Consider the following 25,978-nt stretch of genomic DNA (forward strand, 5'->3'; position numbering starts at 1 on the left):
TGTCATTGCGAGAAAGGAAGCATTCCAAAGGTCCTTTTGTTTTTTGGAGCTATTTCCCGCTATGCATTACAATCTTATTGTTTTTTGAAAGCAAAAACAATAAGGATTTTCATTGCTATCGGGGCTAGGAAGTAGTGGCTAAAAGAATATTTTGCTCTTATTTTGTCATTCTGCGGAACGAAGAATCTCTATTCGGTGCACAATTGTAAAGATTTTTTATCGGTAAGAATGATGATTTATTTTAAGCTCTATTTTAGACCTTTTCTGTGTTTATTTTGTCATTCTGAGGAACGAATAATCTCTGTTCAGTGAGCAACATGTGAGGATTCTGCCTTTGTCAGAATTACAAATTGTGGTTGAAAAAAACTGTTCTAATTTTAGGTGTAAGCGCTTTGAAAGATCAATCTAACATGTGAGATTATAAAAGGTGAGGAGACCTTTTTACGCCTCCTCAAAGTTGAAAACTTTGCAGAGCAATAATTTTGCGGATATAGAAAATAATTAATTGTTTGATCCGCACTTGGCAGTGAAATGTTGGACATTTAACTTTTTAAACATTAATTCAAAGTCTTCAATTTTAGTATTATATTCCGTCTTTCCATATTTCAAAAAAACGGTTATTTTTAAATCGCTTTTTATGGTCAATTTTTTTGTGTAAGGTTTGCATCCTCGTCCATAAAATTTCATAAAAACGGTATTTTTAATAATGCTCGCGGAATTTATATAGAAAAGGTTACTCCATCAAAATCGCTACAACAGTGTACATTGATCTTATTGTTTCCGGAATATATTTCTGTAAAAGTACGAATTAAGGTGTCTTTGGTCTTTTTTTCAACAATTAATAATTCTATTAAGAAATTTTTGTTTGTGGTTTCGATTTGCGCAGCCATTGAAAAATAAAAAAGTAGTGCTGATAGGTAGATAAATTTGTTCATTTGAAATGCACTATTTGAAATTATTATCGCTTATTTGTATTTGGAAAAATTACCTTGTCAGGATTTTTCTTAAGTTCATTCATTACGGCTTCAAATAGGTGCTTCTTGACTTTACCTGAATTTTTTGGTTCAACAAGGTATCGCACGATGACTTCTATCCACGTGTTGGCATTAGCTTTTAAAACAACAGAAGGATATTCAGTTACATTGAGTTCGTCCACAGGAGTGTCTGCTAATATTTTTTTAAATCGCTTTACCCGTCTAACCATGGCTTCACCAATTTCCTCTGTAACCACACGTATTATGGTATCTTCAGTAAATTTAAAATCGCTATCATATGAAATAAATATGCTCAGTTCGTTCCAGATGAAAGGAAATAGCGGCCATGAGTAATTATAGACAAATTCACTAAATACTTTTGAGTTGGCAAATCGGATAATGCGCCCACTAGGATGGTCGCTTGACAAATAATCACCGTTGAACTCCCATAATGTTGTATCAACGTAGCTTACATTGATGACATCGCCATATACCGCCCCTATTCGGATGCGGTCGCCAACTTCATACGGCTTACGGACCAGAATGTATAACCAACCAAAAAAGCTGACAATCAAATTTTGTAAAGCGAATCCAAGTATAAGAGTTACAATACCAAACGAAACCATTGCGGCATACCAATTGGCAAACAGCAGCGAGAGAATAATTACGAGTATAAACAAGGCGGCAAGCAAGTCAGCAATACGATTGAAATTAAAAATGGTGGTTTTATTTTCTATTTTTCTGCCAAATATTTTTTTCAAAAGTCGGGTCGCCAACAGCACCAAAGAAATCAGCATAACGGCAAGTACAACTTTTTGCGCTAGTGGGATATAAATACTCGAAATAGGCAAACGTTTCCAACCTATTAGATAATAAAGAGCGCCGAATATCACAAAAATAACTGCTGTTACGCTTATAAAAGGCACCTCTTTTTTTAATGTAACAGTATTTTCCTCTTGTATAACAGTAGAGTTTTCACTCAAGGCTCTTTGTACTTTTTCATCTTGTTTAATATCTTCTATTTCTTTATCTTCTTTTGGATCTGAAGTTTTCATGTTCTTATATTTTGATGTCATAAATTTAATCTGCTTAAAAAAAAACTAGTTTAAGTCCTGCCACTTGATTTTATTCAGGGTGCGTGGTTGTTTTCAGCTTATAGTTAGTGCACAAATCACTTCACTTATAATAATCACTGTTTAGCTATATAGAACGCTCAGCTTTGGCTTAAAGCCTCAATCAATAAGACCGTAATCTGTGCTAAACCATGTAAAATGGTGATTTCTCATTGTACACAAAATATCAACTTACTTACGGGAATTAGTTCAAATAGCTGGAGCAAGTTAAATATGCTTCCCGCAAAGAGGAATTTAGTATTTATTCCGACACTAATTTATTTGATCTTTCCAGTAAGTCATCAAGATCATTTGGTTCTTTTATGGACTGTTTTCCAACATTTACAATCATTTTTGCATGTCGTTTTATAGCGTTTTTAGCACTTTCGTTTTTAGTAAAGTGATTAATGGTTATTAGACCTTCCATTAGTCTAATAATAACGGAGGGACTTCCTGCTGAAAATTGACGTATTTGGTTGAATGCAGCATTCAAAACTCCTTCAAAATTCAGGGTCACTGCAATTACTCTTAAGTTTTTTTCGGTATCAAATCTATATTTTGAGGGGAATTTGACTTGAGCTAGAGAAGACATTATAGCTGTTAAGTTGTCAATACAAGCTATTGCGGTATATGGGTCATTGACACCTGGAGATAATGCTCTTGCTGCGATTTCGACCATTTGATGGATGGAGAATTCTAAGTCTTGTTGTGAAGTTCTTGTTCTTCCGATAATAAATTGATCTTGCACTTTTGAAAGCAAATTTGGGTCGATGTTACCGCTGTGATATACTTTTCCTATCTCAATATTTTCTACTAAATAATCTCCGGGTTTGACGTATAACTCCATCAGTGCATCATCAACAATCATTAGGTCAAGCAATGATTCGCTGTCGATATACTGAATGTAACCACTTTTTAGAGATTTCATAACAGTAATGGTTTGATATTGAGACTTAATATGGTTGGGTTGACAAGAGTGTTCATCATCTAATTCGTCCCCTAATTGCTCAGGGAACAAATTCTTTATATGTGATGCAATAAAAGTATGAATATCCGAAATAACTTTATCGGCTTGAATACTGATGGCTATTTGATGAATAAATACGATTAACAAGATGATGTTCACTACGGCTAAAATTATTGCCATAAGAATTGAAATTGCCGGAATAAAATTAAATCTATCGGTTTCTTTAATGGCATTTAATACTAGTAAACAAAAAAGATAAGTAGACACGTAGGTACCCAACACCACTTGATTGAGTCTTACGGCCATAAAGTTCTTAATTAATCTTGGGCCAAATTGGGAAGAGGCTAAGGTTAATGCCACCAGAGTTACTGAAAACACAGTACCGGCAACACCAATCATGGCACCTGAGATAGTTGATAATATACTTCGGGCCGAATCTGCACTACTTACAAAAAAGAATCGTTGCAGACCATCATATGGTATAGTTATCGTTCCGTCCAAGTAAACAAAGCCTATGGCTATGGGCACCGAGATGATAATGATTACTATAGGGATAAACCAAAAGGAAGATTTTAGTTCATTCCAAAAGAATAGAATTTTTTTCATATCTAAATATAAATGTTATGCCTCAAGAACCGTTGTTAGAAGAATTATGTGGTACACCATCGTAACATGATTCCTCATTTTTGACTATGAGATTGTTAATTTACAAAAAAATCGTCACTGTAATATTTCCTTTGGTTTTAATTTAGAACACCTTGCGATTTTTAAATTAATGCTTCTAAATCAGCTTCTCGATTTAGTAAATGTAGTCGATTTTTCGGATAATAAAAATGGGTTTTGTTAATGGGTTTTGAACAAATGTAAAATTTAAAGTTGTCAACGGGTCAAAATAGTTGACTGATTTTGTATTATAGATCGTATGCATTTAGATGTAAAAATATTTATAAAACTAAAGTGCAAATTCTTGAAGTCAACAGCTTTTAACAAACTTAGATACAGCTGTAAATTTTTTTAGGGTTCTTTATCAAAGTACAAAATGAATTTTATAAAAATTTAAAACTTAAAAAACTGCACAACACTTTGTATTTTTGCACTATGAACGACAATTTTATAAAAGAATATTTTGGAATCGGAATTCAAAATGGTAAAACTCCTGAGAACTTAGGTGTTTTATGGCGTACTGCGCAAAATTTAGGAGCGAGTTATATTTTTACTATTGGAAATCGCTATGCTAAGCAAGCATGTGACACGCACAATGCCGTAGATTCAATACCTTATTTTCATTATGAGTCGTTTGAAGATTTCTATAAAAACCTGCCCAAAGGCGCTCGCTTGGTGGGTGTTGAATTGGATGAAAATGCCACTGATCTGGAAACTTTTGAACATCCAAGACGTTGCGTTTATTTATTAGGTGCGGAGGATAATGGTCTTACCAAAAAAGCCATTGAAAAATGTCATTATTTAGTAAAATTCAAATCCGAAAAAAGCTTAAATGTATCGGTTGCAGGAAGTATTGTGCTGTATGATAGAGGTCTTAACAAGCCCAGATCATAAAGGAAAGTCATAATTTATCTTATTTTATTGTTTTTTATCACGATTTCATAAGCAAGAAATGATCTTGAAAATCAATCCATAGTTCAATCCTTTTTTTTATGATGATGTATAAAACAAAAAAATTGTTTGACTATCACAAAGGAAGACAAAAAAATCCCGCCTAAAAAAAAGACGGGATATAAGGTATAGATTATTTTGATTGCTTATTTATTCTGTTAGTCGTCGACTTCATTTGGATTGTTTAAAATATCGATTTTTGGTTCGATGAATTCTTGCTTGTTAGTCAATGATTTGTTGAGTGTTAGAACCAAACAAGGTAATAACATCAAGTTAGACAACATTCCAAAAGCAAGTGTAATGGCAATCAACCCTCCTAAAGCGACAGTTCCACCAAAATCAGATAATAGAAACACGGAGAAGCCAACAAATAATACCACTGAGGTGTAAAACATGCTGATACCAGATTCTTTTATTGTAGCAAAAACGGATTTTTTAATTTTCCAATTGTTGTGTTTTAATTCTTGACGGTATTGAGCCAAAAAGTGAATGGTGTCATCTACCGATAATCCAAATGCGATACTGAATACTAAAATAGTGGAAGGTTTTAATGGAATTCCGAAAAAACCCATCAATCCAGCGGTGATTACGAGCGGCAGTAAATTTGGAATCAAGGACACCACTACCATTTTGAAAGAACGAAACATAAAAACCATTAATAACGAAATCAAGAATACCGCAAACAGTAAGGAGCTGACTAAGTTGTCTAATAAATACTGCGTTCCTTTTTCAAATACCAGTGCCTTTCCGGTCATGACCACATTGTAGCGGTCTTTCGGGAAAACTTCATTGGCTTTGGTCCAAAGCTTATCTTCAATTTTAGCCATGTTTCCCGTACCAATATCTCTCATAAATGTGGTAATTCTAGCGACTTGTCCCGTGCTGTCTACATAGCTCTTCATTAAGTTATCCTTAGTGTTTTTAGTGGCATTTTTAGCATAGCCCAAAATAAAACCTTGCTCTTGCGAGCTAGGCAAATCATAATATTCAGGATTGCCGTTGTAGTAGGCTTGTTTAGAATATTTAACTAAATTTAATATTGAAATAGGTTTAGAAAGTTCTGGAATTTCTTCTATGGTTTGTTGCAATTCGTCCATTTTACTCAAAGTAGACAGTTTCATAACCCCTTTTTTTCTTTTGGTGTCCACCGTAATTTCAAGAGGCATGATTCCTTCAAATTCTTTTTCGAAAAATAAAATATCTTTGTAAAAACTGGTATTTTTAGGCATGTCTTCAATCAAACTTCCAGATGTTTTAATTTTAAGAGCACCTATAATGCTTACTAAAAATACAATCAAGGCAATGCTATAAACATAACGTCTGTTGTGTTTTACTGTTTTTTCAATCCAATTAATAAATACGCGGGTATAATTGCGGTTGAGGTGTTCTAAATGCTTTTGTTTGGGAACGGGTTGATAACTGTAATAAATAGGAATTACAATCAAGCATAAGAAAAATAGCGATACAATGCTCAGTGAAGATATAATTCCAAATTCCTTCAAAAGTTGACTACTGGTAATAATAAAAGTGGCAAATCCAGCTGCTGTGGTTAAATTGGTCATCAAAGTGGCGGTCCCTACTTTGGTAATGACACGCTGTAATGCTTTTGCTTTATTCCTGTGTGCGCTGTATTCTTGCTGGTATTTATTAGTCAAGAAAATACAGTTGGGGATTCCAATTACGATAACCAGCGTTGGCACTAGTGCTGTAAGTACTGTGATGTGATAATTGAACAATCCTAATAATCCAAAAGTCCACATCACCCCAATAATCACAATTAAAATAGCGATTATAGTAGCTCTAAATGAACGGAAAAAGAAGAAAAATATCAACGAGGTGAGCAATAGCGAAGCGCCAATAAATAAACTAATTTCGTTTAAAATGCTCATGGCATTCAACGTACGGATGTAAGGCATTCCAGAAACACGCAAGTCTATCCCAGTTTCTTTTTCGAAAGCATTGATCTTTGGAATAAAATCATTTACAATATATTCTTTTCGGCCTGCTGTATTGACAATTTGTTTGTCTAAATAGATTGCGGAACGAATGCTCCCGCTTTTTTTATTAAAAAGTAACCCTTCATAAAAAGGCATGTTTTGGAACAAATCTTTTTTAATGCTATTTATATATTCCTGACTGTTAGTTTTATTTATATCTACAAAAGGGATAAGTTCAAAAGTCTGCAAAGAGTCATTTTTCTTGAGCTGTTTTAAATCATTGATAGACACGACTAAATCGACTTCCTTTTGCGCTTTTATAGCAGTCATTAATTTGTTCCAAGCAGCAAAGGCTTTGGGTGAAAAAAAAGTATCGTCTTTTACCCCAACAACAATCAAGTTTCCTTCTTCTCCAAATTTATTTAGAAAGGCATTGTACTCCATGTTGACACTATTGTCATCAGGTAATAAATTAGCTTCGGTGAATGAAAACTGAATATTTTTCCACTGTAAGGCTAATAGCGCTGTTATCACAACAATAATGGATAACATTAAAATTCTATTTCTAAGGACAATTCGAGCTATTAATTCCCAAAATCCCAAACTAAACCACTTGTTCATATTTGCTATATAAAGGCTGCAAAGGTAGTTAAAACCGCTATAAATCATTGGTTTTAGTGTACTAATTTTGTTGGTTTTTGGTCTGGCGGTTTGATTTTTATTTTATTTGTAATTAGAAAAAAATTAAAATATAAATGATACATTTGATTCTGCGTCTTCAGTTACTATAGTTGAGGATAATCACCTAAAATAGGATATGAAGAATTATAAAAACACCATTTTTTATTTGGTTATAACAGGCGGTTTCACAGCTTTAATGTATTGGATTATAACCAAAGGAAAACATTTAGAAGTAGCCAAAACAATAGAGACGCCGGAGAGCGGAAATGGTTCTTGGGGAGATTTTCTGAGTTCGATGCAGTATAATTTTCAGGATCCTTTGGCTATTCAACTGGCCCAAATTATAACTATTATTCTTGTTGCGCGTGTCTTTGGCTGGATCTTCAAGAAAATTGGACAGCCCTCAGTAATTGGGGAAATTATTGCCGGAATTGTTCTTGGACCCTCGTTATTGGGGATGTATTTTCCAGAATTTTCTGCAGCCTTATTTCCAGTTGAATCATTGGGTAATCTGAAGTTTTTAAGTCAGATTGGGTTGATTTTATTTATGTTCGTCATCGGAATGGAACTCGATTTAAAAGTGCTGAAGAACAAAGCAAATGAAGCGGTGGTAATCAGTCATGCTAGTATTGTTATTCCTTTTGCGCTAGGGATTGGATTAGCCTATTTTGTATACAATCGATTTGCTCCGGAAGGGGTAAAGTTTTTGTCTTTCAGTTTATTTATGGGAATTGCTTTGAGTATCACTGCTTTTCCGGTATTGGCCAGAATTGTACAAGAACGGGGGATTCACAAAACGAAATTAGGAGCTATTGTTATTACGTGTGCCGCGGCAGATGATATTACGGCTTGGTGTATTTTAGCCGTGGTTATTGCCATTGTAAAAGCGGGAACGTTTGTTAGTTCGTTGTATATTATCCTGCTGGCCGTCATTTATGTGCTTGCTATGATTTACATTGTAAAGCCATTTTTAAAAAGAATTGGAGATTTGTATGGTTCAAAAGACACCATAATTAAACCAGTTGTAGCTATCTTTTTTCTCGTTTTAATCATTTCGTCTTATGCCACTGAGGTGATTGGCATTCATGCCTTATTTGGTGCTTTTATGGCGGGAGCGATTATGCCAGATGTTCCAAAATTCAGAACCATCTTCATAGAAAAAGTAGAGGATGTGGCGTTGATACTTTTACTTCCTTTATTTTTTGTATTCACGGGTTTAAAAACGGAGATTGGACTTATAAATGATCCGTATTTATGGAAAGTTACGGGTTTTATTATACTGGTCGCTGTAGTAGGGAAGTTTTTGGGAAGTGCTTTGGCAGCTAAATTTGTGGGGCAAAGTTGGCGCGATAGTTTGACAATTGGCGCTTTGATGAATACCCGAGGTTTGATGGAATTGATTGTACTAAACATTGGATTAGAGCTTAAAGTCTTAACGCCCGAAGTGTTTACTATGATGGTAATTATGGCTTTGGTTACTACTTTTATGACTGGACCAGCTTTAGACTTAATCAATTATATCTTTAAAACAAAAGATGGTGTTGAAATTCTGGAGCCAACAAACCATAATAAATACCGCGTTTTAATCTCGTTTGGAAACAATGAAAAAGGGAAATCGTTGTTGCGCTTGGCCAACAGTCTAATTAAAAAGCAAAAAAATAGCTCCAGTATTACGGTAATGCATTTGTCTTTGAGTGATGAGATGCACACTTTTAATATGGATGATAAAGAGAAAAATAGTTTTTATCCAATTGTGGAAGAGTCGCAACTGCTGAAACAAGATATCACGACCATCTTCAAGGCAACGATGGATATTGAAACCGAAATTGCTGACGTAGCCAATCAAGGAGATTATGATTTATTATTGATAGGTTTGGGAAAATCTATTTTTGAAGGTACGATCCTGGGTAAAGTAATTGGGTTTACTACCCGAATTATCAATCCAGATCGTTTAATTGATAAGTTTACAGGGAAAGAAGGCTTGTTTGAAAATTCCCCTTTTGATGAAAGAACCAGACAAATTATTTCTAAAACGAAGATGCCTATTGGTATTTTAATTGATAAAGATTTACAGCAAGTAAATCATGTTTTTATTCCAATATTTAGTCCAGAGGATTCGTTCGTGATCGATTATATTCAAAAATTAGTATACAATAACAATTCTAAAATTGTTATTTTGGATGTGAATGGACATCTCACAACTAATTTTGTAATCAAGAGTGCTATTGATTCATTGGAACAAAAATATCCAAATAACATTAGTTTGATAACGGATAAAACTATTAAAAAGGAATTTTTAGACCAACAGGATTTAATGTTAATTAGTCTTGAAAGTTGGAAACAGTTAGTTGATTCCAGAAGTATTTGGCTCAGCGATGTTCCTTCAGTATTAATTTTGAAACAATAACATGAACTGGATTTTATTAATTATCGGAGGCCTTTTCGAAGTCGGTTTTGCTACTTGTTTGGGCAAAGCCAAAGAAAGCACCGGAATGACAGCAACCTTATGGTTGGGCGGATTTTTGGTTTGTTTGACAATTAGTATGGTCTTGCTTTACAAAGCGACGCAAACCTTGCCTATTGGAACCGCTTATGCAGTTTGGACGGGTATTGGAGCTGTGGGAACCGTATTAGTTGGAATTTTCATATTCAAAGAACCCGCTGATTTCTGGCGACTGTTTTTTATTACCACATTGATTAGTTCTATTATTGGATTGAAATTTGTGTCCAGTCATTAATTGGATTCGCTAACAATACTAGGAAGTCATTTGTTGTTTATTACCTGCTTTTTTGAACCGCAGTCACTTTATTGAGGTGCTTCAATTTATGTATTAGTATTTTATTTTAGCACTGATTAACGGCACGAAACTATGTGAAAAGATTCGTAAAACACGGTCTTATTACCAATAAACAATTTCAAACTTTACAAATATGATTTTAACAACAACCAACTCTGTAGAAGATTATAGAATACTTGAGTACAACGGAATAGTTTCCGGAACTGCTGTAAACATGCAAAAAATGGGTTTGACTTTTAATATGCAAAAATACTATGCAGAAATTAGCGAAAGTATAGCTGATGTAAAAGATCAAGCATTTGCTAATTTAAAAGTTAATGCCGAGAAAATGAATGCTAATGCTGTGGTAGGAATTCAAGTAGATGTGGAACTAAAAAGCGGTGAAGGGCTAATAGCAGTAATCATTACTGGAACTGCAGTGAGTATAGTAAAACGGTAAGTAGTATAAAAGATACTGTTTACTGTTTGGTTACTAAGTACACGGAGCTACTTAACATCAGATGGTATATTTAATGTATCGGTTGGTCATAGTTGGCTTAAGAGTATTGCTCAAGCCCAGAAATAGTTCTATTCAAAATCTCATGAAATCATAAAAAACCCGTCCTGTTACAATAACAGAACGGGTTTTAAATATAAGTTGAACTGGAATTACACCTTCATGATTTCGGCTTCTTTAACAGCTGGTGTTAGTTCACAGATCTTGCGGACAATCTATAACTAAAGAAACTTTATTTTTTTTACACTAACATAAAGTAAAATTATATTAATTCATAAAAAGTATCACGAGCGGGACGCTAGTACCAGCATTAGAGAGAATTTTTAAGCTTATAATAGTTAGTACCAAATCATTGAAAGTGAATAATGTATTTTTAGTTCAATGTGTTCGTTTCCCATTTTAAATATGTACCATCCTTTAATTTATGAATTATATATGTTGGAGAAGTTGTTTTGTAGTTATTTTCTCTAAATTGTTTAACCATAATGTAGTCAATACAATCTAAGGATTTTAATTTCTCTGGTTTTATATCAAAAACATAAAAACCAATCGAAAAACGTGGCAAACCAGCACTGTTTTCCTCAATGAGATTTTTATAATGTTCATTCATAGCTTTATCTCTGGATTTCTTTGTTTGATATTCTATTATATGTATATTAAAAAAGGCAGTAGTGGTGTCTTTATCAATATAATATTCTTTTAAGGCTTTATCATTAATATCTAAAAAAATCGTTATTTTCTGTTGATTTGATTTTTGTGCAAAAGAAATGCAGCAGAAGCTTAATAATAGAAGGGCTGTTTTTACTGACATGGTGTGTTGTTTTCTATAAAATCAAAATAAATTTTTAAAATTCTCACTCTTTCTGCTTGAGGAGTAGCTACGCATGCTGATGTGGGTTGTGGAGGCATTCCTGTATTGTAATTTATATCCTCCCGTTCTACAAAGTCTCATGACTTCGTAATTATTTAAACGATTCCTGATAAGTAAACATACTAAAAGTCTCCCTACTTTTTCTAAAAACATATTATAAAATCTTAGGATTTACTTTTCAATACATAGATCTTACAATAGGTCAAACAAAAAACACTACAAAACAACCAAACATTTATTTTGTAGCGTTTTATAGCCATTACAAATCAGATTTTTTAAAGGTATCTAAGGGAAAAGTCGTGAAACCTTCATTGCATTAACATTTTTCAAGAACTTTTAAATTCGTAAAGTAATGAGATATCGCTAAGACGGTACAATAATGTCTTTATTCTTAGGATAGCATAAGTTTATGTGTTAATAACGTTCAAGTAAAATTAATAGGTTATATGAATTACTTCCCATTTTAAATAGCATCCTTCCTCGGACTTGTATATAAAATACATAGGATAGCCTTGAGGAAATAATTTATCTCGAAATTGTTTCAAGGTCAAAATATCAATACCTTCTAATGAATTTATTTTCATTGGTTTATTAAAACTAATAAAGCTTCCAGAAAAACTGGGTATTCCCGCACTATTACGTTCTCGTGGGTCATTATAATAATCATTCGTTGCTTTATCTCTTGCTACTTTTGTTTGGTATTTTTCGACATAAATACTGAAGCGGGCCTCTGTTGAATCCCTATTAACGTATATTTTGTTTATTGCTTTATCTTTTAAATCAAAAAAAACATTAATTTCCTTTTTTTCTACCCCGTTTTGTGATGAACATGAAACAGTAAATAATAATAGTAATATACTTTTTATTTTTTTTAGTGCTATTGACATTTCGGATTGTTTTTTATAAAGTTTTTATAAATTTCTAAAATTCTCACTCTTTCTGCTTGAGGAGTAGCTACCCATGCTGATGTGGGTTGTGGAGGCATTCCTGTATTGTAATTTATATCCCCCCGTTCTACAAAGTCTCATGACTTCGTAATTATTTAAACGATTCCTGATAGGTAAACATACTAAAAGTCTTCCTACTTTTTCTAAAAACATATTATAAAATCTTAGGATTTACTTTTCAATACATAGATCTTACAATAGGTCAAACAAAAAACACTACAAAACAACCAAACATTTATTTTGTAGCGTTTTATAGCCATTACAAAGCAGATTTTAGAGGTATCTAAGGGAAAAGTCGTGAAACCTTCATTGCTTTTACGTTTTTCAACGACTTTCAAATTCGTAAAGTCATGAGATTTTGCGAAGCTCAAAACAATAACTTATTCACTCTTCTTATAGCAAGGGATTTTTCGGAGCTTTTTATTAATTGCATTCTACTGTTCTTAATAAATAATCAGCGTAATAGTATCTATTTTTATATAATATTAAGAAGAGGTAGTGTTTTTCAGGACTATCACTTATGATTATTTGCTCTAATTGAATATTGTTCTTAATATTTTTCAACGTTTTATTTTTTAATTTGAAATTGGAATTAACAGCTGTATTGAAATAGATTTTCCTTTTCCCAATTAGAATATTAAATCCAGATATTTCTTTTATCCCATGATGCGTCCTATAGATTACGGCATCAAATTTATTATTGAATTCAAAAATGATAGTATCATTTGGTTTTTTTTGTGAAAAAACGTGACCAAATAAGAGCAATAAAAATAGTGTAACTAAATTTTTCATGATTTAAATTTTTTATTGACAATTTTGTTTTGCACTAAGATACCATGTATTATATAAGTCAGTTGTTTTCTTTCTGTCAAGATCACTCAATTGTGTTCATGCTATCGTACCCTTCAAGCCAATCCAAGCAATTGCCTGATATTGCTCATTAGTAAGAGTATCGTCGTATTCTTTTAACAAATTAACAACAATACCTCTATAGTGTGCAGCCATTTGTTCATGTTGCATGTTATTTACGCCAAATCTTCTATAGTAATCATATAAGCCGGGATAACTATTTTCTGTTAACATAGTGTTTAACTTAAGTACATCTATTTCTCCTGCTGGCGCGAGTGCCTTCCTCGTGAACACAATTTATATCGCAACATACTTCAAAAGAAAGCTAAATACTAGCACAAACCTCAATACTATTATTCATTAAGAATTATCACGAACGGGACGCTCGCGCCAGCAGGGGTATTGGAAAAACTATTTACATCAAGGCATTTCATTATTCCGACACCGGACAAACATTCATCGAATTAACTTCATATAACATAACATTGCCTTTTTTCTTTTCGGTAAAATCAATAATATAAAACACTTTCAATTGTGTAAACAACTGACATATAATATCATTCTGTTCATGTTTTTTTAAAAAATTTATTCCAATGATATGTTTTTTATTTTTTCTTAAAAATGATTTACTGACTTTCCTCACCTCAGAAACAATATTTGCATCCTTTTTTTCCCAATTTTTAAACTCTGGGTGTTGAAAGTAAAGCCTGAACTTTCCGGGTAAAACAAAATTGTAAGCCCTCTCATCAAAATTATTTGGTTGAATTCTAGTATCAATAGAGTATTTTTTTTCGTTATTTTTTCCTTTGAATTCAATATAAATAGTGTCAGACTCTATGAGAGAATTATAGTTTTGGCTAAACACATTTATAGAAAAGAGTAGCAATTGCAATAAGTAAAGTCTCATGATATGATGATTTGGTTTATGAGCAAGTTTTTTCTGCAGTCAATGTTTTGCTTTAGCAACAAATAGCACTATTTTTACTCTCCCATGATAAATGAACTTGATATTGATACTTCATAAATGGGGATTCGTCTATTTTTTGCCTCCGACTTGTCAATTATGTAAATTACTTTACATTCTCTAAAAGCTTCGTAAGTGCTATTGAATACACCATATTTTTTAAAGAAATCCACTGAGATAGTCTTTTTTTTATTTCTCCTTAAGTAAGATTTTTTAACCAATCTATAATCTGATTTAATGCCCATCTCTCTTCTTTCAGAAGAGGGATAATCACTTACCCAAAATTGTAAATATTCAAGCGTATTTTTTTCTTCGAATTTGATAATATACCATCTTCGAAAACCTTTGTTATTTGCGGGCAGAACTGTCTTAACTTGTAAGGAATTTTCTTTGAAGTATACAAAAATAGTATCCAAGTTTTTGATATCGGAAATGTTCTGACAATAAATATTACCTGTGACAAATAATAGGATTAGGTATAAATTTTTCATATTTTTATCTGTCTAATTCTAAGTTTCCTGCGGTTATATATTGATTTAAGAGCGAACGTGCATCACTGTCTTTGGGAAAATCCTCTTTAAAACAGTTAGCTTCATCTAATCCGCTTAAACTTAAATAACGAAAATAAGCACTCCAATTAAATAGAATAGAAGTCAATGGATTTGTTGTAGGATACATTGTATATCCTTCTAGAATGTCTCTTTTTGTTTTAGTAGTTACTAAATCTCTAACTTCGCCAAGAACTTTTTGCATAGTAGGTATCATTTTATCATACATGAAATTGTGTTGTTCATCAGCAGAAGGATATTTATTATTTAAAGTTTCAACAAAGGTAGCCCCCACAGTAGGATTAGCAGCTTTTGAAAAAAGGTAAGCATGAATGCACTCATGTAATATTGTTTTTGTATTTTCAATATTGGTTTGGGATCTTGTTGTTCCTGAAATTAATATTTGTTTACTAATTTTTATTGTCAAATTTTTTGTAATTGGATCTTCACTTGTAGTGGCGTTAACTTCTGGTTTACTAGAATTATTATCTTCATATACTCGATCGGCTATTTCAAATTTAACATTAAATCGTTTACTATCGTGGAAAATATCTAAAAACAGTTTTTTAAATTCGGGAGAAGTTTTTAATGCATCATATAACTTATTAAACTTTTTATCGGCTTCGGCGACATCTTTTATTGATGATTTGTCAATATTAAATGGTGATTTAAAGGAAGATTCTAGATCAATTTTTAATGAAGAGTCACCACGTAATGGTGTTATTATCTGTAGGGCAAATTCTTTACTTTCATCGCTCCATTCATTGTCTATTTGATATTGGATGATTTGATTGTATGAATTAGGGTTGTCAATAGCCCATTGTTGCTGTTGTAATGAAAGAGTGTTGTAGAAAATACCTGTATTTTTTATGTCGAAACTATTTTCAGCATTTAATACAGGAGTTGTAATATATTGTTGGTAATTTTCAGTATTGGTATCGTCTGTTGGATAATCACTATTGTCGTAGCCACCACTACCTCCTGTACCGTAGGGATCGCCAAAACCTCCATCACTTCCTGTTGAGCCACTTGTTCCACCACTACCAGTGCTACCACATGCATCAGGTGTTAATACTTTAACTGGTCTCAAATAGAGGGTTGAAACTTGACACGACGCACCAGGTAAATGATGTTGTGTACTACCTTGATAGGGCGCTGAACACCATAATTGATCAACATATACGAAACATTCTGATTCTGTGGTTCGGTTCTGTGGTTTGTTATTATTAAATTTAGCCGCTTTTTCTAAACGATTCATTTGAATTTCACTTTCAAAATTCAATAATTGATCTTCTGATAATATAATATTATTAGGTGTATATTTTAAAATGTATGCTTTTGGATTAGTATTAATTTCTTCTTGTATAACTAAATTATCAAAACTTAAATTATCAGTAGCATTATTTCTTTTTATTGCCATTGTATAAGAAATAATATTATTTAATTTTATTTTTTTTACATTGTCGTTAGTGATGATAAAATCGTTTTGTTTTTTGAATGCATTTTTTTTTGTAATCAAATTTCCACCTACTTTTTCAACTAAGTCTTTAAATTTAGAATCTTTTACCAAAAGTTCTTCAAATTTCATTTCAGTGATAGTTGCTTTGCCATTTGAAGCATCAATATTTTCCTCATATAAATCTTCACTACAACTAAGTAAAATTAAAACTAAGCCAAGAAGAACTGACCTACATGAATAGTTTTTCAGTTGTTTGTTTGTTTGTTTGTTTGTTTGTTTGTTTTCATTTTTTTTGGTTAATTAATGTTTTAATAAAAATAGGATTTATTTTATAAGTTACAATACCCACTTTTAGTGATATTTACACAAAAACAAAAAACCCGCCCTGTTACAATAACGGGACGGGTTTCAAATATAAGTTAAGATGATTTTACACCTTCATAATTTCAGCTTCTTTTACTACCAAGAGTTCATCTATTTTACGGATAAATGTATTGGTTAGATTTTGCACTTCATCTTCGGCAGTTGTAGCAAGCATACATCTCTTGCACACAATCTAAATGACATTTGATTTAAAAAAACTTTAAATAGCGACAGCAACTAAAACTATAGTAGTTCGCAGCAAGGATCACCATTGCGATGCTTATTTCAGCGGGGCGAATGGTTATGTTTTCCCATAAATCTTTTCTCTTTCGCCTCCAAGTGAAGTCCACTCATTAAAACTTAATTCTATTGGTTGAAACTCTATACCAGTACAACCGACCTCTTCAATTTCTTCTTTTAGTTTTTCAGATACTATGTATTGTCCAGCAGTTTTTATAAAGAAAAAATCTTCCTTTACATCTGAATTTAAACAAATATTTTCTATTGAAACTATTTCCATTTTTTGTTTATGGAATTCAGTTAGCTTTAAAAATTCTTCCATTGAACTAACTTCAACTATTTTCAGTTCTGTACCTCCCTGCTTTTTTTTTATTCTTACAATAATTTTACTCTTAGAGAAGTTAATGTATTCCATATTGAATTCGTAGGTGTGCAATACCCAAAATTTCTCAAATTCATTACCGTCTCTGAAGACTGAACTTTTAAAAAATTGCATTCCAGTTGCTCGTTTACTTTCTAATATTGATTTTAACTTATCACTAATTAGCAATTTTGATGTAAATCTCATACTTGAACTATCGATTAAATCAGTTAATTTTGCTTTAGCATATATAATAGCATTAGCCACAATTGGTTGTACAGTTATTTTTACAAAATGAAATCGGTCAATAAAAAGGGGATCATTCCATACATGACAGTTATATTTTACTTCCTTTACTTGAGGATAATGACCAATTACTTTTTTGTTTAATGAGTTTCTGATATAATAATATTTCATAATTAAAAATCTAATTGATTTATAGGGGTATTAGGATTATTTTGTATAGCAGTTCTTACATCTTGTAATAAATCTACAAGAAAGTCATAACATTCATTAGGAGTTGCACGCTCGCGCCCAATGTCATTAGGTTAAGAGTTTATTTGTCATTCCGACGAAGGAGGAATCTCTGTTTGTTGCGCGCGTTTGTTTAGATTCCTCCTTCGTCGGAATGACAAAATCATGGGGTTTATTCCTTAACTTAATGACATTGCGGTCGCGCCAGTTGAATGGGTTTATTTAATTTTGCGGATAATCAAAACTTCTTTGGATTTATTTTTATAAACATCTAAATAGAGCTTAACTCTTTTATTCTCTATATTATAATATATTTTGGAGTTAAAATAGTCGTAATTAAAAACTTCATCATTTATGAGCAACCCAATAATATTTTTTGAATTGTCATAATAATATAAATTGGTTGTTAAATTACTTTTATTAATCCCGGTCATTGCGGCAATTAAATTTTTGTCTTTGTTTGTTTTCCCAATACTGTTTAAGACAACATTAATTGTTCTTTTTTCGCTTATTCGCTTATTTTGAGCATTACAGCTATTGAAAAACAAAATAATTATGATTAAAAATATTTTTTTCATTACGGTTTAGGTTTACTTTTTCTAATTTGAGTTATTATGTAATCATGTGCTACAGAATTAACGTATTCAACACATTGCGATTTCCCACTAATTTTACCCGTTTGAGGATTATAATATAATAGGTTCAAGGAACTGGTTCCTTGACTAGTTGTGCCTGAAGCGTTATCATAAAATTGAAAATAATTACCGTTGCTATTACTACCCATTCCTACTAGCACTACGAAATGATCCGTTGATTTATCAGGATTGCCAGGGTGCCCTGGATTGTCATCAATCCCAACAATGACTGGTATATTATTACTTAAAGCATATTTTAGATAACTTAGACCTTTTTTTAAATTGGTGTTATTAACTCCGTTTTGTTCATCGTAAATTTGCAATGTTTGGTCTGCTGACCCATAATTTGATATTTGGTAACCATTTTTAGCAATTTGTGCTTTTGCATAATCCATACAATTTCTTTTAATCCCGGGAGTACCCCATCCAACAAATTGACTTGTGCGTATGACTCTATTAATAGTTGTCCAAGTTTGTTGTGGATTAAAATCACTGTACACACTGGTGTCATTACCTCCTTCTTGATTGTTATCGAGATCTTCAGCACTATTTCTGTCTAAGGCTGTTCTATTGTGAAATATATTCTCCCAAGTTGCACTAGGATTTTCAATCATAAAATTTATTGTTCCATTAACAAATTCAATTTGTTCAAAACTAGTAATGGTTTCTAAAATGCTTATTTGAATTTGGGGGTCTAGATTTGACAACCATTCACCATGATAGAGTAAAAATTGAAATACACTAAACTTAAAATTTGCAACTTGACTAGGTGTATAGTCATTGTTGTAATATTGATTAAATATTGTTGGGATATTATTAAAAGCATACGTTAGCGCAATTTGATTCGATGAGGTTAAGCCTCCATTTGTGCCAATCCAATAATTGGTGTAAGCCATTAGCCACTCTGTATTGTCAATAACTCCCTTGATTTCATTACTCGAATTGTATAAAGTAGTAATGAATTGATTAATTTGTAACATGTTTTGTACAGCGGGATCACTCAAATCGCTACCTTCAAAATAATTTGGTAAAAAAATATTTAAATCAGTAGTTTCTCCACCTGCAGTGCTTCCGCCAGTAGTAGTACCTGTATATTCAGAATAAGGATTACTACTAGAGGTATTAGAGAAATCCCATTGTGAGGCTAGTGGAATAAAATCTGTAGGGCCACCACCTGTAGAACAAGCACTATCTATTACTTTGAAAACATTAATTGTAGCTCTTGTCCCATCACTGTTATAACAACGCGGACTGGTATCAAGGTTACCTTCGCAGGCATCAACCTCTTCATAATATCCTACCTGTAAACAACCACCACTAGTTGTTCTGTGGGTTTTTAACTGATTTTCTATTTTTACAGTTGATGTACTTTTTATGGCACGAATAAAATCATTACTATTGTTAATTTGGTTTACCTGTTTATTTAAATAGTAGGTCACTAAATAACTTTGAGGTTCTTCATTTTTTTTAAATTCAACAATAATATTTTGTTGAAAAGTAGCTGTTGGAACTTGAAATATACGAAAAGAGAATGTTTCGTCATCATTTGCTCTTTTTACATATTGAATATTTTGTAGATCTATATCGTAATTAAATGTTGAGTTTGATGTTTTATTTTTATCACTCGCTACAACATTTTTGAGTTTTGCTGATTCAATAAATGCTTGATTGTTTATTTTTTTTAATTCTAAAAAATTTATTTTTTTGAAACTATAATCTCTCGATTTGGTTAGAGATTCATTTTGTAGCACCACCTCTTCGGGACTACACGATTGAAAAATTGACAAGACAAATACCATAATTACAGCAAATAATGTCTGCCTTTTGTATCGTGTTTGTTTGTTTGTTTGTTTGTTTGTTTGTTTGTTTGTTTGTTTTCATTTTTTTTGGTTAATTAATATTTTATAAAAATAGGATTTATTTTATAAGTTACAATACCCACTTTTAGTGATATTTACAAAAAAACAAAAAACCCGCCCTGTTACAATAACGGGACGGGTTTCAAATATAAGTTAAGATGATTTTAAACCTTCATGATTTCGGCTTCTTTTACTACCAAAAGTTCATCTATTTTACGGATAAATGTATTGGTTAGATTTTGCACTTCATCTTCGGCAGATTTGCAAATGTCCTCTGAAGTCCCGTCTTTTTCTAATTTTTTGATTTCAGTATTGGCATCTTTACGAGCATTTCGAATACCTACTTTAGCGTCTTCGGCTTCAACTTTGGCTTGTTTTGCTAGATCGCGTCTTCTTTCCTCTGTCAATGCGGGAACGCTAATGATAATTACATCACCATTGTTCATTGGATTAAAACCAATGTTTGCAATCATAATTGCTTTTTCAATGACTTGCAGCATGTTTTTTTCAAAAGGCTGTAAAGTAATGGTTCTAGCATCTGGAACACTAATTTTTGAAACTTGAGATAGCGGTGTTGCAGATCCATAATAATCTACAAAAACACTTCCAAGCATGGCTGGAGATGCTTTTCCGGCACGAATATTCAAAAATTCTTTTTCTAAATGCGCAATAGAACCCGTCATAGATTCTTTAGTACTGTCTAATATAAATTCAATTTCTTCGGTCATAATTTCTTAATATTCAGTGTTCGGTATTCAGTGTTCAGTTTTACTGTATTGTGAACACTGAAAAGTTTATTTATACGTTTACTACAGTTCCTATGTTTTCTCCTGCACAAATTTTCAATAGATTCCCTACTTTGTTCATGTCGAAAACTACGATTGGTAATTTGTTTTCCTGGCTCAAGGTAAATGCAGTGGTGTCCATTACATTCAATCCTTTTTTAAGCACATCATCAAAGGTGATCGTATCAAATTTAATTGCAGCGGCATTTTTCTCTGGATCACAATCATACACTCCATCCACACGAGTTCCTTTTAGGATTACATTAGCATTGATTTCTATACCGCGTAAAACAGCAGCGGTATCCGTTGTAAAATAGGGATTTCCTGTACCTGCGCCAAAAATCACAATTCTTCCTTTTTCAAGATGACGATCTGCTCTTCTTTTGATATAAGGCTCTGCGATGGACTCCATTTTTAATGCGGTTTGCAAACGGGTTTTCATCCCTTTTTCTTCCAGTGCTCCTTGTAATGCCATTCCATTGATAACAGTGGCCAGCATTCCCATGTAATCGCCTTGCACACGATCCATTCCTGCACTAGCTCCGGCAACTCCTCTAAAAATATTTCCACCACCTATAACAATGGCAATTTCTACTCCTTTGTCATGAATTTGCTTGATTTCGTCAGCATATTCAGCCAATCTTTTTGGGTCGATTCCATATTGCAAGTCGCCCATTAAAGCTTCGCCACTTAGTTTCAGAAGAATTCTTTTGTATTTCATGTGTGTGTTGAGTTGATTGGTGCAAATATAGAATATTCTTTTTTTCTAATATAATGTTGCTTAAATTTTATAAAGTAAGTTTTTCGTGTGATTTTTTTGCGGCTTCATAGCCAATGTTGAAAACGGCATTCATTTTTACTTTGCTAGTCTCAAAGGTGCTGTATAAACACAAATCCTTTGGCTCAATAACCCAATCACAAATGTTAAATTTATGCCTATTTGAATTTGCCGAAAGAATATCAAAAGCTCGAGTAGTAACTGCCTTGATGGAACTGAGATCTTTGGCTTCAATTTTTTGAATTGGACTCACATAAACCCCTATTACCGTTTCACATTGTCCTTGTAAAATATCAGTAGGAAAATGATTTAGGATGCCACCATCACTATAAATAGTACCCTCTATTTCATACGGAGATAAAATTCCAGGAAAGGCTGATGAGGCTAAAATTGCGTCAACAATTTTTGTGCTTGGACTGAATATTTTTAGTTTCCCTCGAATCATATCCGTAGCCGTTATTTGAATAGGAATTTTTAAATCGCCTAAAACGGCATCCTTGAAAATACTGTGAAAATAACTGCGAAAGGATTCAGAATCAATTAATCCTGCTTTTTTGAACGTTAAATGTTTCCAGTGAAAAAGATAAATGGATTTGAAAAATTCTAAAATCTCTTCAGGGCTTTGTCCCCAAGCATATAATGCACCAACAATCGATCCAGCACTCGTGCCTGCTATCTGCGAAGGCTTAATATTTTGTTCTTCTAAAAATTTTATAACTCCAGCGTGTGCTAAGCCTTTAGAGCCTCCACCGGAAAGTACCAATCCTATCGATTTTGTTTTTAAATCCATTGCAACTATTTGTTATAAAATTACTCTTTTTGACCAATTCAATGTGATATTTGTCATGTTTAAAATTCAAATTTATGGTAACTTTGTTAAAAACAAATTATTCATTATGAAAATTCCAATAGCTAAAGCATTGTTTAATAGTCATTCCTATTTAGAATATAGAAAATTAATTACCGATTTATTACTTGAAAAAAAAGCAACCGGAAACGAACAATCAACGGATTTAACCCATTATAGTGAGTTGAATGAAACCCGAATGAACCGTTTAGACAAAACCATAAAAATAACAGAAGAAACTACTTCTAAACTAAAGGCGTTAAATGGAGAATACATTTGGCTGATAATTTCTGAAGGTTGGTGCGGTGATGCTGCACAATTGCTGCCCATCATGAATAAGATGGCGGTGGAATCTGGCAAAATAGAATTGAGAATCGTGTTGCGTGATGAAAACGAAGAGCTGATGAATTTGTTTTTAACTAATAACAAAAAAGCAATTCCAATACTAATATTTTTAGACAAAGAAACAGGAAGTGCTTTAGGAAAGTGGGGTCCAAGACCGCAAGCGGCAGTAGAATTGGTTGCGGATTATAAAAAGGAATTTGGAGTTATCGATGAAACACTAAAAACTAATTTGCAACTTTGGTATTTGCATGATAAAGGCATAACTACTCAAAAAGAGTTGGTGGGTGCAATGCTAGAATTAGATGCATAAAATGAAGGCTAAATTTATTACCAAAGCTTAACAAGCACCATTTCTATTTGAAGGGAGAACCAATAAGCTTCTTCACACCCAAATCCATTAGCTATTTTCTCGAAATTAAGTTTTTATATAGAGAAAAATTTCGTAAATTGCTCTTTGCCAACCAAGTCTATTATTTGATTTACTTTTTTATGGATGTTTAACTATTGTATAACAATTAAAAAAACATCATTATGAAAAATTTATTGGAAAGAGTTTATGATTATTTATCGTACTTGCTATTTGGAGGTAAAGACGTAGCTAATTATTAACAAAAGACAGTAGCCGGTTAAACGAAAAAAGTATGGTTTAAAACTACTGTAATTTTTTAGAAAAAGCACATCGCAAGTTCAATCAAAGGATTTGTCATGTGTTTTTGCTTTGTGATAACTATTTGACCTTAAAAAGTGATTAGAGAAAGACCTAAACTAATGCTTCCATTCTCTTTTAGATTACCAAAAGGAATCTTAAATTGATTTAGTTCAACGAATATAATGAGGTCATCTGGAGTTTGTACACCCAAACTTAATTTTTTATAATCACCTGATAAAGCACCGCGACCCAGAGCAATTGCCTTCCCTGAACCCAATTGTAACGCAAGTCTGGTATTAGCTCCTATTTTTGGACTTAATTTTAAATTAATAAAAACAGGAACTATAACTAGTTTGTCGTGCCATTTCCAATCTATTCCGGAATGAATGCCTAAAGCAATCCACTGGTTGTAATGCAATCCATAACCTATTGTACTGCTCAGTCCATCAGGAAGGAACCACGACTTATTTGTATTGCCATTGGGGTCTATTTCTCCGCGATCTGGGTTTCCTTTTAGTGGTATGGCTACATCAAATTGTATGTATGTACGATTATTATTTTGCGAAAAACCACAGCAAGTGATCAGGAAAACGAAAAGAATTGAAATCCTCAAATTAGTTGTTGCTTTCCGTTAGACTTGCTTCAAATTGAACAACATCTACACCATTGTTTACATCATAGTCACCAATTTTAGTTCGGCGTAAAACAGTTAGGTGCGAGCCGGAATGCATTGCTTTACCAAAATCATAAGCCAAAGAACGAATGTAAGTTCCCTTGCTGCATACCACTCTAAAATCAATAGTTGGAAGTGCTATCTTAGTAATTTCAAATTCATGTATTGTAGTTTTTCTGCTGGCAATTTCAATCGTTTCTCCTGCCCGAGCATGTTCATACAAGCGTACACCATCTTTTTTTATAGCAGAATAAATCGGCGGTTTCTGATCAATTTCGCCCAGAAACTGCTTTACAGTTTCATGAATTAGATTTTCGTCGATATGTTCCGTTGGATAGGTTTGATCAATTTCGGTTTCTAAATCATAGGAAGGCGTAGTCGCTCCAATAAAGAATGTTCCGGTATATTCTTTCGCTTGTCCCTGAAGTTCCGTAATTCTTTTGGTAAATTTTCCGGTGCAAACTAACAGCAATCCAGTAGCCAAGGGATCTAAAGTTCCGGCATGGCCAATCTTAAATTTCTTTGGAAGTCCCAGTTTATTGATTAGGGCATATTTCAATTTATTTACCGCCTGAAAAGAACTCCAATGTAAAGGTTTGTCAATGAGTAAAATTTGTCCGTTTTGGTAGTCTTCGGCTGTTTTCAAAGGGAATTATTTAAAATATGAAAAGTAAATCAACAAAAATATTCCTACTATTATGCGGTACCAACCCCAAGGTTTAAAACCGTATTTTTTAATGATTTCGATAAAAAATTTAATCGCTATAACAGCAACTATAAAAGCAACAACGTTTCCCAATAAGAACAATTGTATGTTTTCATTTGATTTTAGAATCAATTCATACCCCTTCATCTGTGAGGTTTCGTAGGTTTTCAAGAATACGGAATAACAGGTCACGGCCATCATGGTAGGAACTGCTAAAAAGAAAGAGAATTCTGCGGCTACATGGCGCGTTAATCCTTGTTGCATTCCTCCAATAATCGAAGCCGCAGAGCGACTTGTTCCTGGCATCATCGCCAAGCATTGCCAAAAACCAATGATTACTGCTTTCTTTACAGTGATGTCTTCTTCTTTGATAACAGTTGGGTTTTGAAACCGACTGTCGATAAAAAGCAAAATAACCCCACCCAGTATTAATACAATCGCAATCGGAATTGGATCACCAAGGATTGCTTCAATTTTATCATCAAATAACTTTCCTAAAACCAACGCTGGAATTACAGCAAATACAAGTTTAATGTAAAAGTTGAATTTGGAGAAATCGAAAAATTTTTTCCAATACAAAGCCACAACAGCCAAAATGGCTCCAAATTGAATAGAAACTTGAAATAGTTTTACAAAATCATCTTCTTGAATTCCAAAATAAGAACTCATAAAAACCATGTGAGCAGTTGAAGAAATAGGAAGATATTCCGTTAATCCTTCGATAATGGCAATTAAAAAAGCCTGTATTATATTCATTTATGCTTTTTTTGGATTTTTAAGAATCGCGTAAATGGTAATTCCAAAACCAATTAAAACGGTAGTAGGCGCCAATCGAATTCTTCGGAAGTTGAAGATTTCCTCACTAAATACAGTAGGATCGTCACTTCCGCCTCCCGACATTAGAATAAATCCTAAGGCAATTACTCCAATTCCAATCAATAGAATTTTATAATTTAATTTGTCAAAAAGAAATTCGGGTTGCTGTTCGTTATTTTTCATTTATGCTTAATTTTTATACTTTTTTTTAAATCTGTAGTCTAAATAGT

Annotated in this window: 26 protein-coding genes and 1 pseudogene; 5 read left to right on the top strand and 22 right to left on the bottom strand. The window is 32.8% G+C overall.

All coding sequences use genetic code 11. From position 1 onward, the window contains the following. Positions 1-719: 719 nt before the first annotated feature. The 3 genes from BUA03_RS16445 to BUA03_RS03500 form a co-directional block, all read right to left on the bottom strand. Positions 720-935 carry a hypothetical protein gene (locus BUA03_RS16445; RefSeq protein WP_139255601.1) on the bottom strand — a complete coding sequence of 72 codons (216 nt, stop codon included), beginning with the start codon at positions 933-935 and terminating at the stop codon, positions 720-722. Positions 936-958: 23 nt separating this feature from the next. Continuing rightward, positions 959-2,029, bottom strand: coding sequence for a mechanosensitive ion channel family protein (locus tag BUA03_RS03495; RefSeq protein WP_066075315.1), 1,071 nt, complete (start codon positions 2,027-2,029; stop codon positions 959-961). Between the two features lie 319 nt (positions 2,030-2,348). Next, on the bottom strand, positions 2,349-3,659 hold the full coding sequence (locus BUA03_RS03500; RefSeq protein ID WP_066075313.1) for a DUF2254 domain-containing protein: 1,311 nt from the start codon (positions 3,657-3,659) through the stop codon (positions 2,349-2,351). Between the two features lie 492 nt (positions 3,660-4,151). Here BUA03_RS03500 and BUA03_RS03505 point away from each other — a divergent pair, with 492 nt between their 5' ends. Beyond that, complete coding sequence (locus tag BUA03_RS03505; RefSeq protein WP_066075311.1) at positions 4,152-4,610, top strand: RNA methyltransferase; 459 nt, start codon at positions 4,152-4,154, stop codon at positions 4,608-4,610. A gap of 215 nt (positions 4,611-4,825) precedes the next feature. Here the strand turns inward: BUA03_RS03505 and BUA03_RS03510 are convergent, their stop codons facing one another. Beyond that, positions 4,826-7,225: an efflux RND transporter permease subunit gene (locus BUA03_RS03510; protein ID WP_072675705.1), complete on the bottom strand. Its 2,400-nt coding sequence runs from the start codon at positions 7,223-7,225 to the stop codon at positions 4,826-4,828. 196 nt (positions 7,226-7,421) lie between these two features. On the opposite strand from BUA03_RS03510, the gene BUA03_RS03515 reads away from it, so the two are divergent. From BUA03_RS03515 to BUA03_RS03525, 3 genes are all read left to right on the top strand, one after another. Continuing rightward, the gene (locus BUA03_RS03515; protein WP_066075308.1) at positions 7,422-9,692 is read left to right on the top strand and encodes a cation:proton antiporter; all 2,271 of its coding nucleotides are present in this window, start codon (positions 7,422-7,424) and stop codon (positions 9,690-9,692) included. A 1-nt stretch (position 9,693) separates the two neighbouring features. Continuing rightward, on the top strand, positions 9,694-10,023 hold the full coding sequence (locus BUA03_RS03520) for a DMT family transporter (RefSeq protein WP_066075306.1): 330 nt from the start codon (positions 9,694-9,696) through the stop codon (positions 10,021-10,023). A gap of 193 nt (positions 10,024-10,216) precedes the next feature. Beyond that, positions 10,217-10,522 (top strand): YbjQ family protein, encoded by a 306-nt coding sequence (locus BUA03_RS03525; RefSeq protein WP_066075304.1) that lies wholly within the window; start codon positions 10,217-10,219, stop codon positions 10,520-10,522. 430 nt (positions 10,523-10,952) lie between these two features. Here BUA03_RS03525 and BUA03_RS03530 read toward each other — a convergent pair whose 3' ends face one another. The 14 genes and pseudogenes from BUA03_RS03530 to BUA03_RS03590 form a co-directional block, all read right to left on the bottom strand. Continuing rightward, on the bottom strand, positions 10,953-11,390 hold the full coding sequence (locus BUA03_RS03530) for a hypothetical protein (protein WP_066075301.1): 438 nt from the start codon (positions 11,388-11,390) through the stop codon (positions 10,953-10,955). Between the two features lie 494 nt (positions 11,391-11,884). Continuing rightward, positions 11,885-12,337: a hypothetical protein gene (locus tag BUA03_RS03535; RefSeq protein ID WP_066075299.1), complete on the bottom strand. Its 453-nt coding sequence runs from the start codon at positions 12,335-12,337 to the stop codon at positions 11,885-11,887. A 483-nt stretch (positions 12,338-12,820) separates the two neighbouring features. Beyond that, complete coding sequence (locus tag BUA03_RS03540) at positions 12,821-13,189, bottom strand: hypothetical protein (protein WP_066075297.1); 369 nt, start codon at positions 13,187-13,189, stop codon at positions 12,821-12,823. Positions 13,190-13,285: 96 nt separating this feature from the next. After that, positions 13,286-13,540: a hypothetical protein gene (locus tag BUA03_RS03545; protein WP_066075295.1), complete on the bottom strand. Its 255-nt coding sequence runs from the start codon at positions 13,538-13,540 to the stop codon at positions 13,286-13,288. Positions 13,541-13,679: 139 nt separating this feature from the next. Further along, complete coding sequence (locus BUA03_RS03550; protein ID WP_066075293.1) at positions 13,680-14,153, bottom strand: hypothetical protein; 474 nt, start codon at positions 14,151-14,153, stop codon at positions 13,680-13,682. 74 nt (positions 14,154-14,227) lie between these two features. Then, on the bottom strand, positions 14,228-14,701 hold the full coding sequence (locus BUA03_RS03555) for a hypothetical protein (protein WP_066075290.1): 474 nt from the start codon (positions 14,699-14,701) through the stop codon (positions 14,228-14,230). Positions 14,702-14,705: 4 nt separating this feature from the next. Beyond that, positions 14,706-16,346, bottom strand: coding sequence for a SprT family zinc-dependent metalloprotease (locus tag BUA03_RS03560; RefSeq protein ID WP_066075287.1), 1,641 nt, complete (start codon positions 16,344-16,346; stop codon positions 14,706-14,708). A gap of 301 nt (positions 16,347-16,647) precedes the next feature. Continuing rightward, positions 16,648-16,740 (bottom strand): annotated as a pseudogene (locus BUA03_RS16835) (ribosome recycling factor); the annotation flags it as partial. A gap of 141 nt (positions 16,741-16,881) precedes the next feature. Then, a complete protein-coding gene (locus tag BUA03_RS03565; protein ID WP_066075285.1) occupies positions 16,882-17,598 on the bottom strand; it encodes an imm11 family protein in 717 nt (238 codons plus the stop codon). A 275-nt stretch (positions 17,599-17,873) separates the two neighbouring features. After that, positions 17,874-18,233 (bottom strand): restriction endonuclease subunit S domain-containing protein, encoded by a 360-nt coding sequence (locus BUA03_RS03570; protein WP_066075284.1) that lies wholly within the window; start codon positions 18,231-18,233, stop codon positions 17,874-17,876. After that, a complete protein-coding gene (locus tag BUA03_RS03575) occupies positions 18,233-20,077 on the bottom strand; it encodes a cysteine peptidase family C39 domain-containing protein (RefSeq protein ID WP_139255602.1) in 1,845 nt (614 codons plus the stop codon). Before BUA03_RS03575 ends, BUA03_RS03570 begins: the two co-directional genes overlap by 1 nt. A gap of 236 nt (positions 20,078-20,313) precedes the next feature. After that, on the bottom strand, positions 20,314-20,877 hold the full coding sequence (gene frr / locus BUA03_RS03580) for a ribosome recycling factor (RefSeq protein WP_066075279.1): 564 nt from the start codon (positions 20,875-20,877) through the stop codon (positions 20,314-20,316). A gap of 70 nt (positions 20,878-20,947) precedes the next feature. Beyond that, entirely contained in the window at positions 20,948-21,655 is a 708-nt protein-coding gene (gene pyrH, locus BUA03_RS03585; protein WP_066075277.1) for a UMP kinase, read from the bottom strand. 67 nt (positions 21,656-21,722) lie between these two features. Beyond that, complete coding sequence (locus BUA03_RS03590; RefSeq protein WP_066075275.1) at positions 21,723-22,502, bottom strand: patatin-like phospholipase family protein; 780 nt, start codon at positions 22,500-22,502, stop codon at positions 21,723-21,725. Between the two features lie 106 nt (positions 22,503-22,608). Here BUA03_RS03590 and BUA03_RS03595 point away from each other — a divergent pair, with 106 nt between their 5' ends. Continuing rightward, the gene (locus BUA03_RS03595) at positions 22,609-23,214 is read left to right on the top strand and encodes a thioredoxin family protein (protein WP_066075993.1); all 606 of its coding nucleotides are present in this window, start codon (positions 22,609-22,611) and stop codon (positions 23,212-23,214) included. 427 nt (positions 23,215-23,641) lie between these two features. Here BUA03_RS03595 and BUA03_RS03600 read toward each other — a convergent pair whose 3' ends face one another. From BUA03_RS03600 to BUA03_RS03615, 4 genes are read right to left on the bottom strand one after another with little or no spacing between them, the layout of a single operon-like run. Continuing rightward, entirely contained in the window at positions 23,642-24,166 is a 525-nt protein-coding gene (locus BUA03_RS03600) for a hypothetical protein (RefSeq protein ID WP_245792555.1), read from the bottom strand. Between the two features lies 1 nt (position 24,167). Continuing rightward, positions 24,168-24,872, bottom strand: coding sequence for a tRNA pseudouridine(55) synthase TruB (truB, locus tag BUA03_RS03605; protein WP_066075273.1), 705 nt, complete (start codon positions 24,870-24,872; stop codon positions 24,168-24,170). Between the two features lie 6 nt (positions 24,873-24,878). Further along, positions 24,879-25,688: an undecaprenyl-diphosphate phosphatase gene (locus tag BUA03_RS03610; protein ID WP_066075271.1), complete on the bottom strand. Its 810-nt coding sequence runs from the start codon at positions 25,686-25,688 to the stop codon at positions 24,879-24,881. Further along, entirely contained in the window at positions 25,689-25,931 is a 243-nt protein-coding gene (locus BUA03_RS03615; protein WP_066075268.1) for a DUF3098 domain-containing protein, read from the bottom strand. It lies immediately after the preceding gene. Between the last annotated feature and the right edge of the window lie 47 nt (positions 25,932-25,978).

This window comes from Flavobacterium fryxellicola, assembly GCF_900143245.1.
Taxonomy (GTDB): domain Bacteria; phylum Bacteroidota; class Bacteroidia; order Flavobacteriales; family Flavobacteriaceae; genus Flavobacterium; species Flavobacterium fryxellicola.

Bases quoted from the DNA above. Each gene is read 5' to 3' on its own strand.
- BUA03_RS16445 (WP_139255601.1), bottom strand. From the start codon at position 935: ATGAACAAATTTATCTACCTATCAGCACTACTTTTTTATTTTTCAATG.
- BUA03_RS03495 (WP_066075315.1), bottom strand. From the start codon at position 2,029: ATGAAAACTTCAGATCCAAAAGAAGATAAAGAAATAGAAGATATTAAA.
- BUA03_RS03500 (WP_066075313.1), bottom strand. From the start codon at position 3,659: ATGAAAAAAATTCTATTCTTTTGGAATGAACTAAAATCTTCCTTTTGG.
- BUA03_RS03505 (WP_066075311.1), top strand. From the start codon at position 4,152: ATGAACGACAATTTTATAAAAGAATATTTTGGAATCGGAATTCAAAAT.
- BUA03_RS03510 (WP_072675705.1), bottom strand. From the start codon at position 7,225: ATGAACAAGTGGTTTAGTTTGGGATTTTGGGAATTAATAGCTCGAATT.
- BUA03_RS03515 (WP_066075308.1), top strand. From the start codon at position 7,422: ATGAAGAATTATAAAAACACCATTTTTTATTTGGTTATAACAGGCGGT.
- BUA03_RS03520 (WP_066075306.1), top strand. From the start codon at position 9,694: ATGAACTGGATTTTATTAATTATCGGAGGCCTTTTCGAAGTCGGTTTT.
- BUA03_RS03525 (WP_066075304.1), top strand. From the start codon at position 10,217: ATGATTTTAACAACAACCAACTCTGTAGAAGATTATAGAATACTTGAG.
- BUA03_RS03530 (WP_066075301.1), bottom strand. From the start codon at position 11,390: ATGTCAGTAAAAACAGCCCTTCTATTATTAAGCTTCTGCTGCATTTCT.
- BUA03_RS03535 (WP_066075299.1), bottom strand. From the start codon at position 12,337: ATGTCAATAGCACTAAAAAAAATAAAAAGTATATTACTATTATTATTT.
- BUA03_RS03540 (WP_066075297.1), bottom strand. From the start codon at position 13,189: ATGAAAAATTTAGTTACACTATTTTTATTGCTCTTATTTGGTCACGTT.
- BUA03_RS03550 (WP_066075293.1), bottom strand. From the start codon at position 14,153: ATGAGACTTTACTTATTGCAATTGCTACTCTTTTCTATAAATGTGTTT.
- BUA03_RS03555 (WP_066075290.1), bottom strand. From the start codon at position 14,701: ATGAAAAATTTATACCTAATCCTATTATTTGTCACAGGTAATATTTAT.
- BUA03_RS03560 (WP_066075287.1), bottom strand. From the start codon at position 16,346: ATGAAATTTGAAGAACTTTTGGTAAAAGATTCTAAATTTAAAGACTTA.
- BUA03_RS03565 (WP_066075285.1), bottom strand. From the start codon at position 17,598: ATGAAATATTATTATATCAGAAACTCATTAAACAAAAAAGTAATTGGT.
- BUA03_RS03570 (WP_066075284.1), bottom strand. From the start codon at position 18,233: ATGAAAAAAATATTTTTAATCATAATTATTTTGTTTTTCAATAGCTGT.
- frr (WP_066075279.1), bottom strand. From the start codon at position 20,877: ATGACCGAAGAAATTGAATTTATATTAGACAGTACTAAAGAATCTATG.
- pyrH (WP_066075277.1), bottom strand. From the start codon at position 21,655: ATGAAATACAAAAGAATTCTTCTGAAACTAAGTGGCGAAGCTTTAATG.
- BUA03_RS03590 (WP_066075275.1), bottom strand. From the start codon at position 22,502: ATGGATTTAAAAACAAAATCGATAGGATTGGTACTTTCCGGTGGAGGC.
- BUA03_RS03595 (WP_066075993.1), top strand. From the start codon at position 22,609: ATGAAAATTCCAATAGCTAAAGCATTGTTTAATAGTCATTCCTATTTA.
- BUA03_RS03610 (WP_066075271.1), bottom strand. From the start codon at position 25,688: ATGAATATAATACAGGCTTTTTTAATTGCCATTATCGAAGGATTAACG.
- BUA03_RS03615 (WP_066075268.1), bottom strand. From the start codon at position 25,931: ATGAAAAATAACGAACAGCAACCCGAATTTCTTTTTGACAAATTAAAT.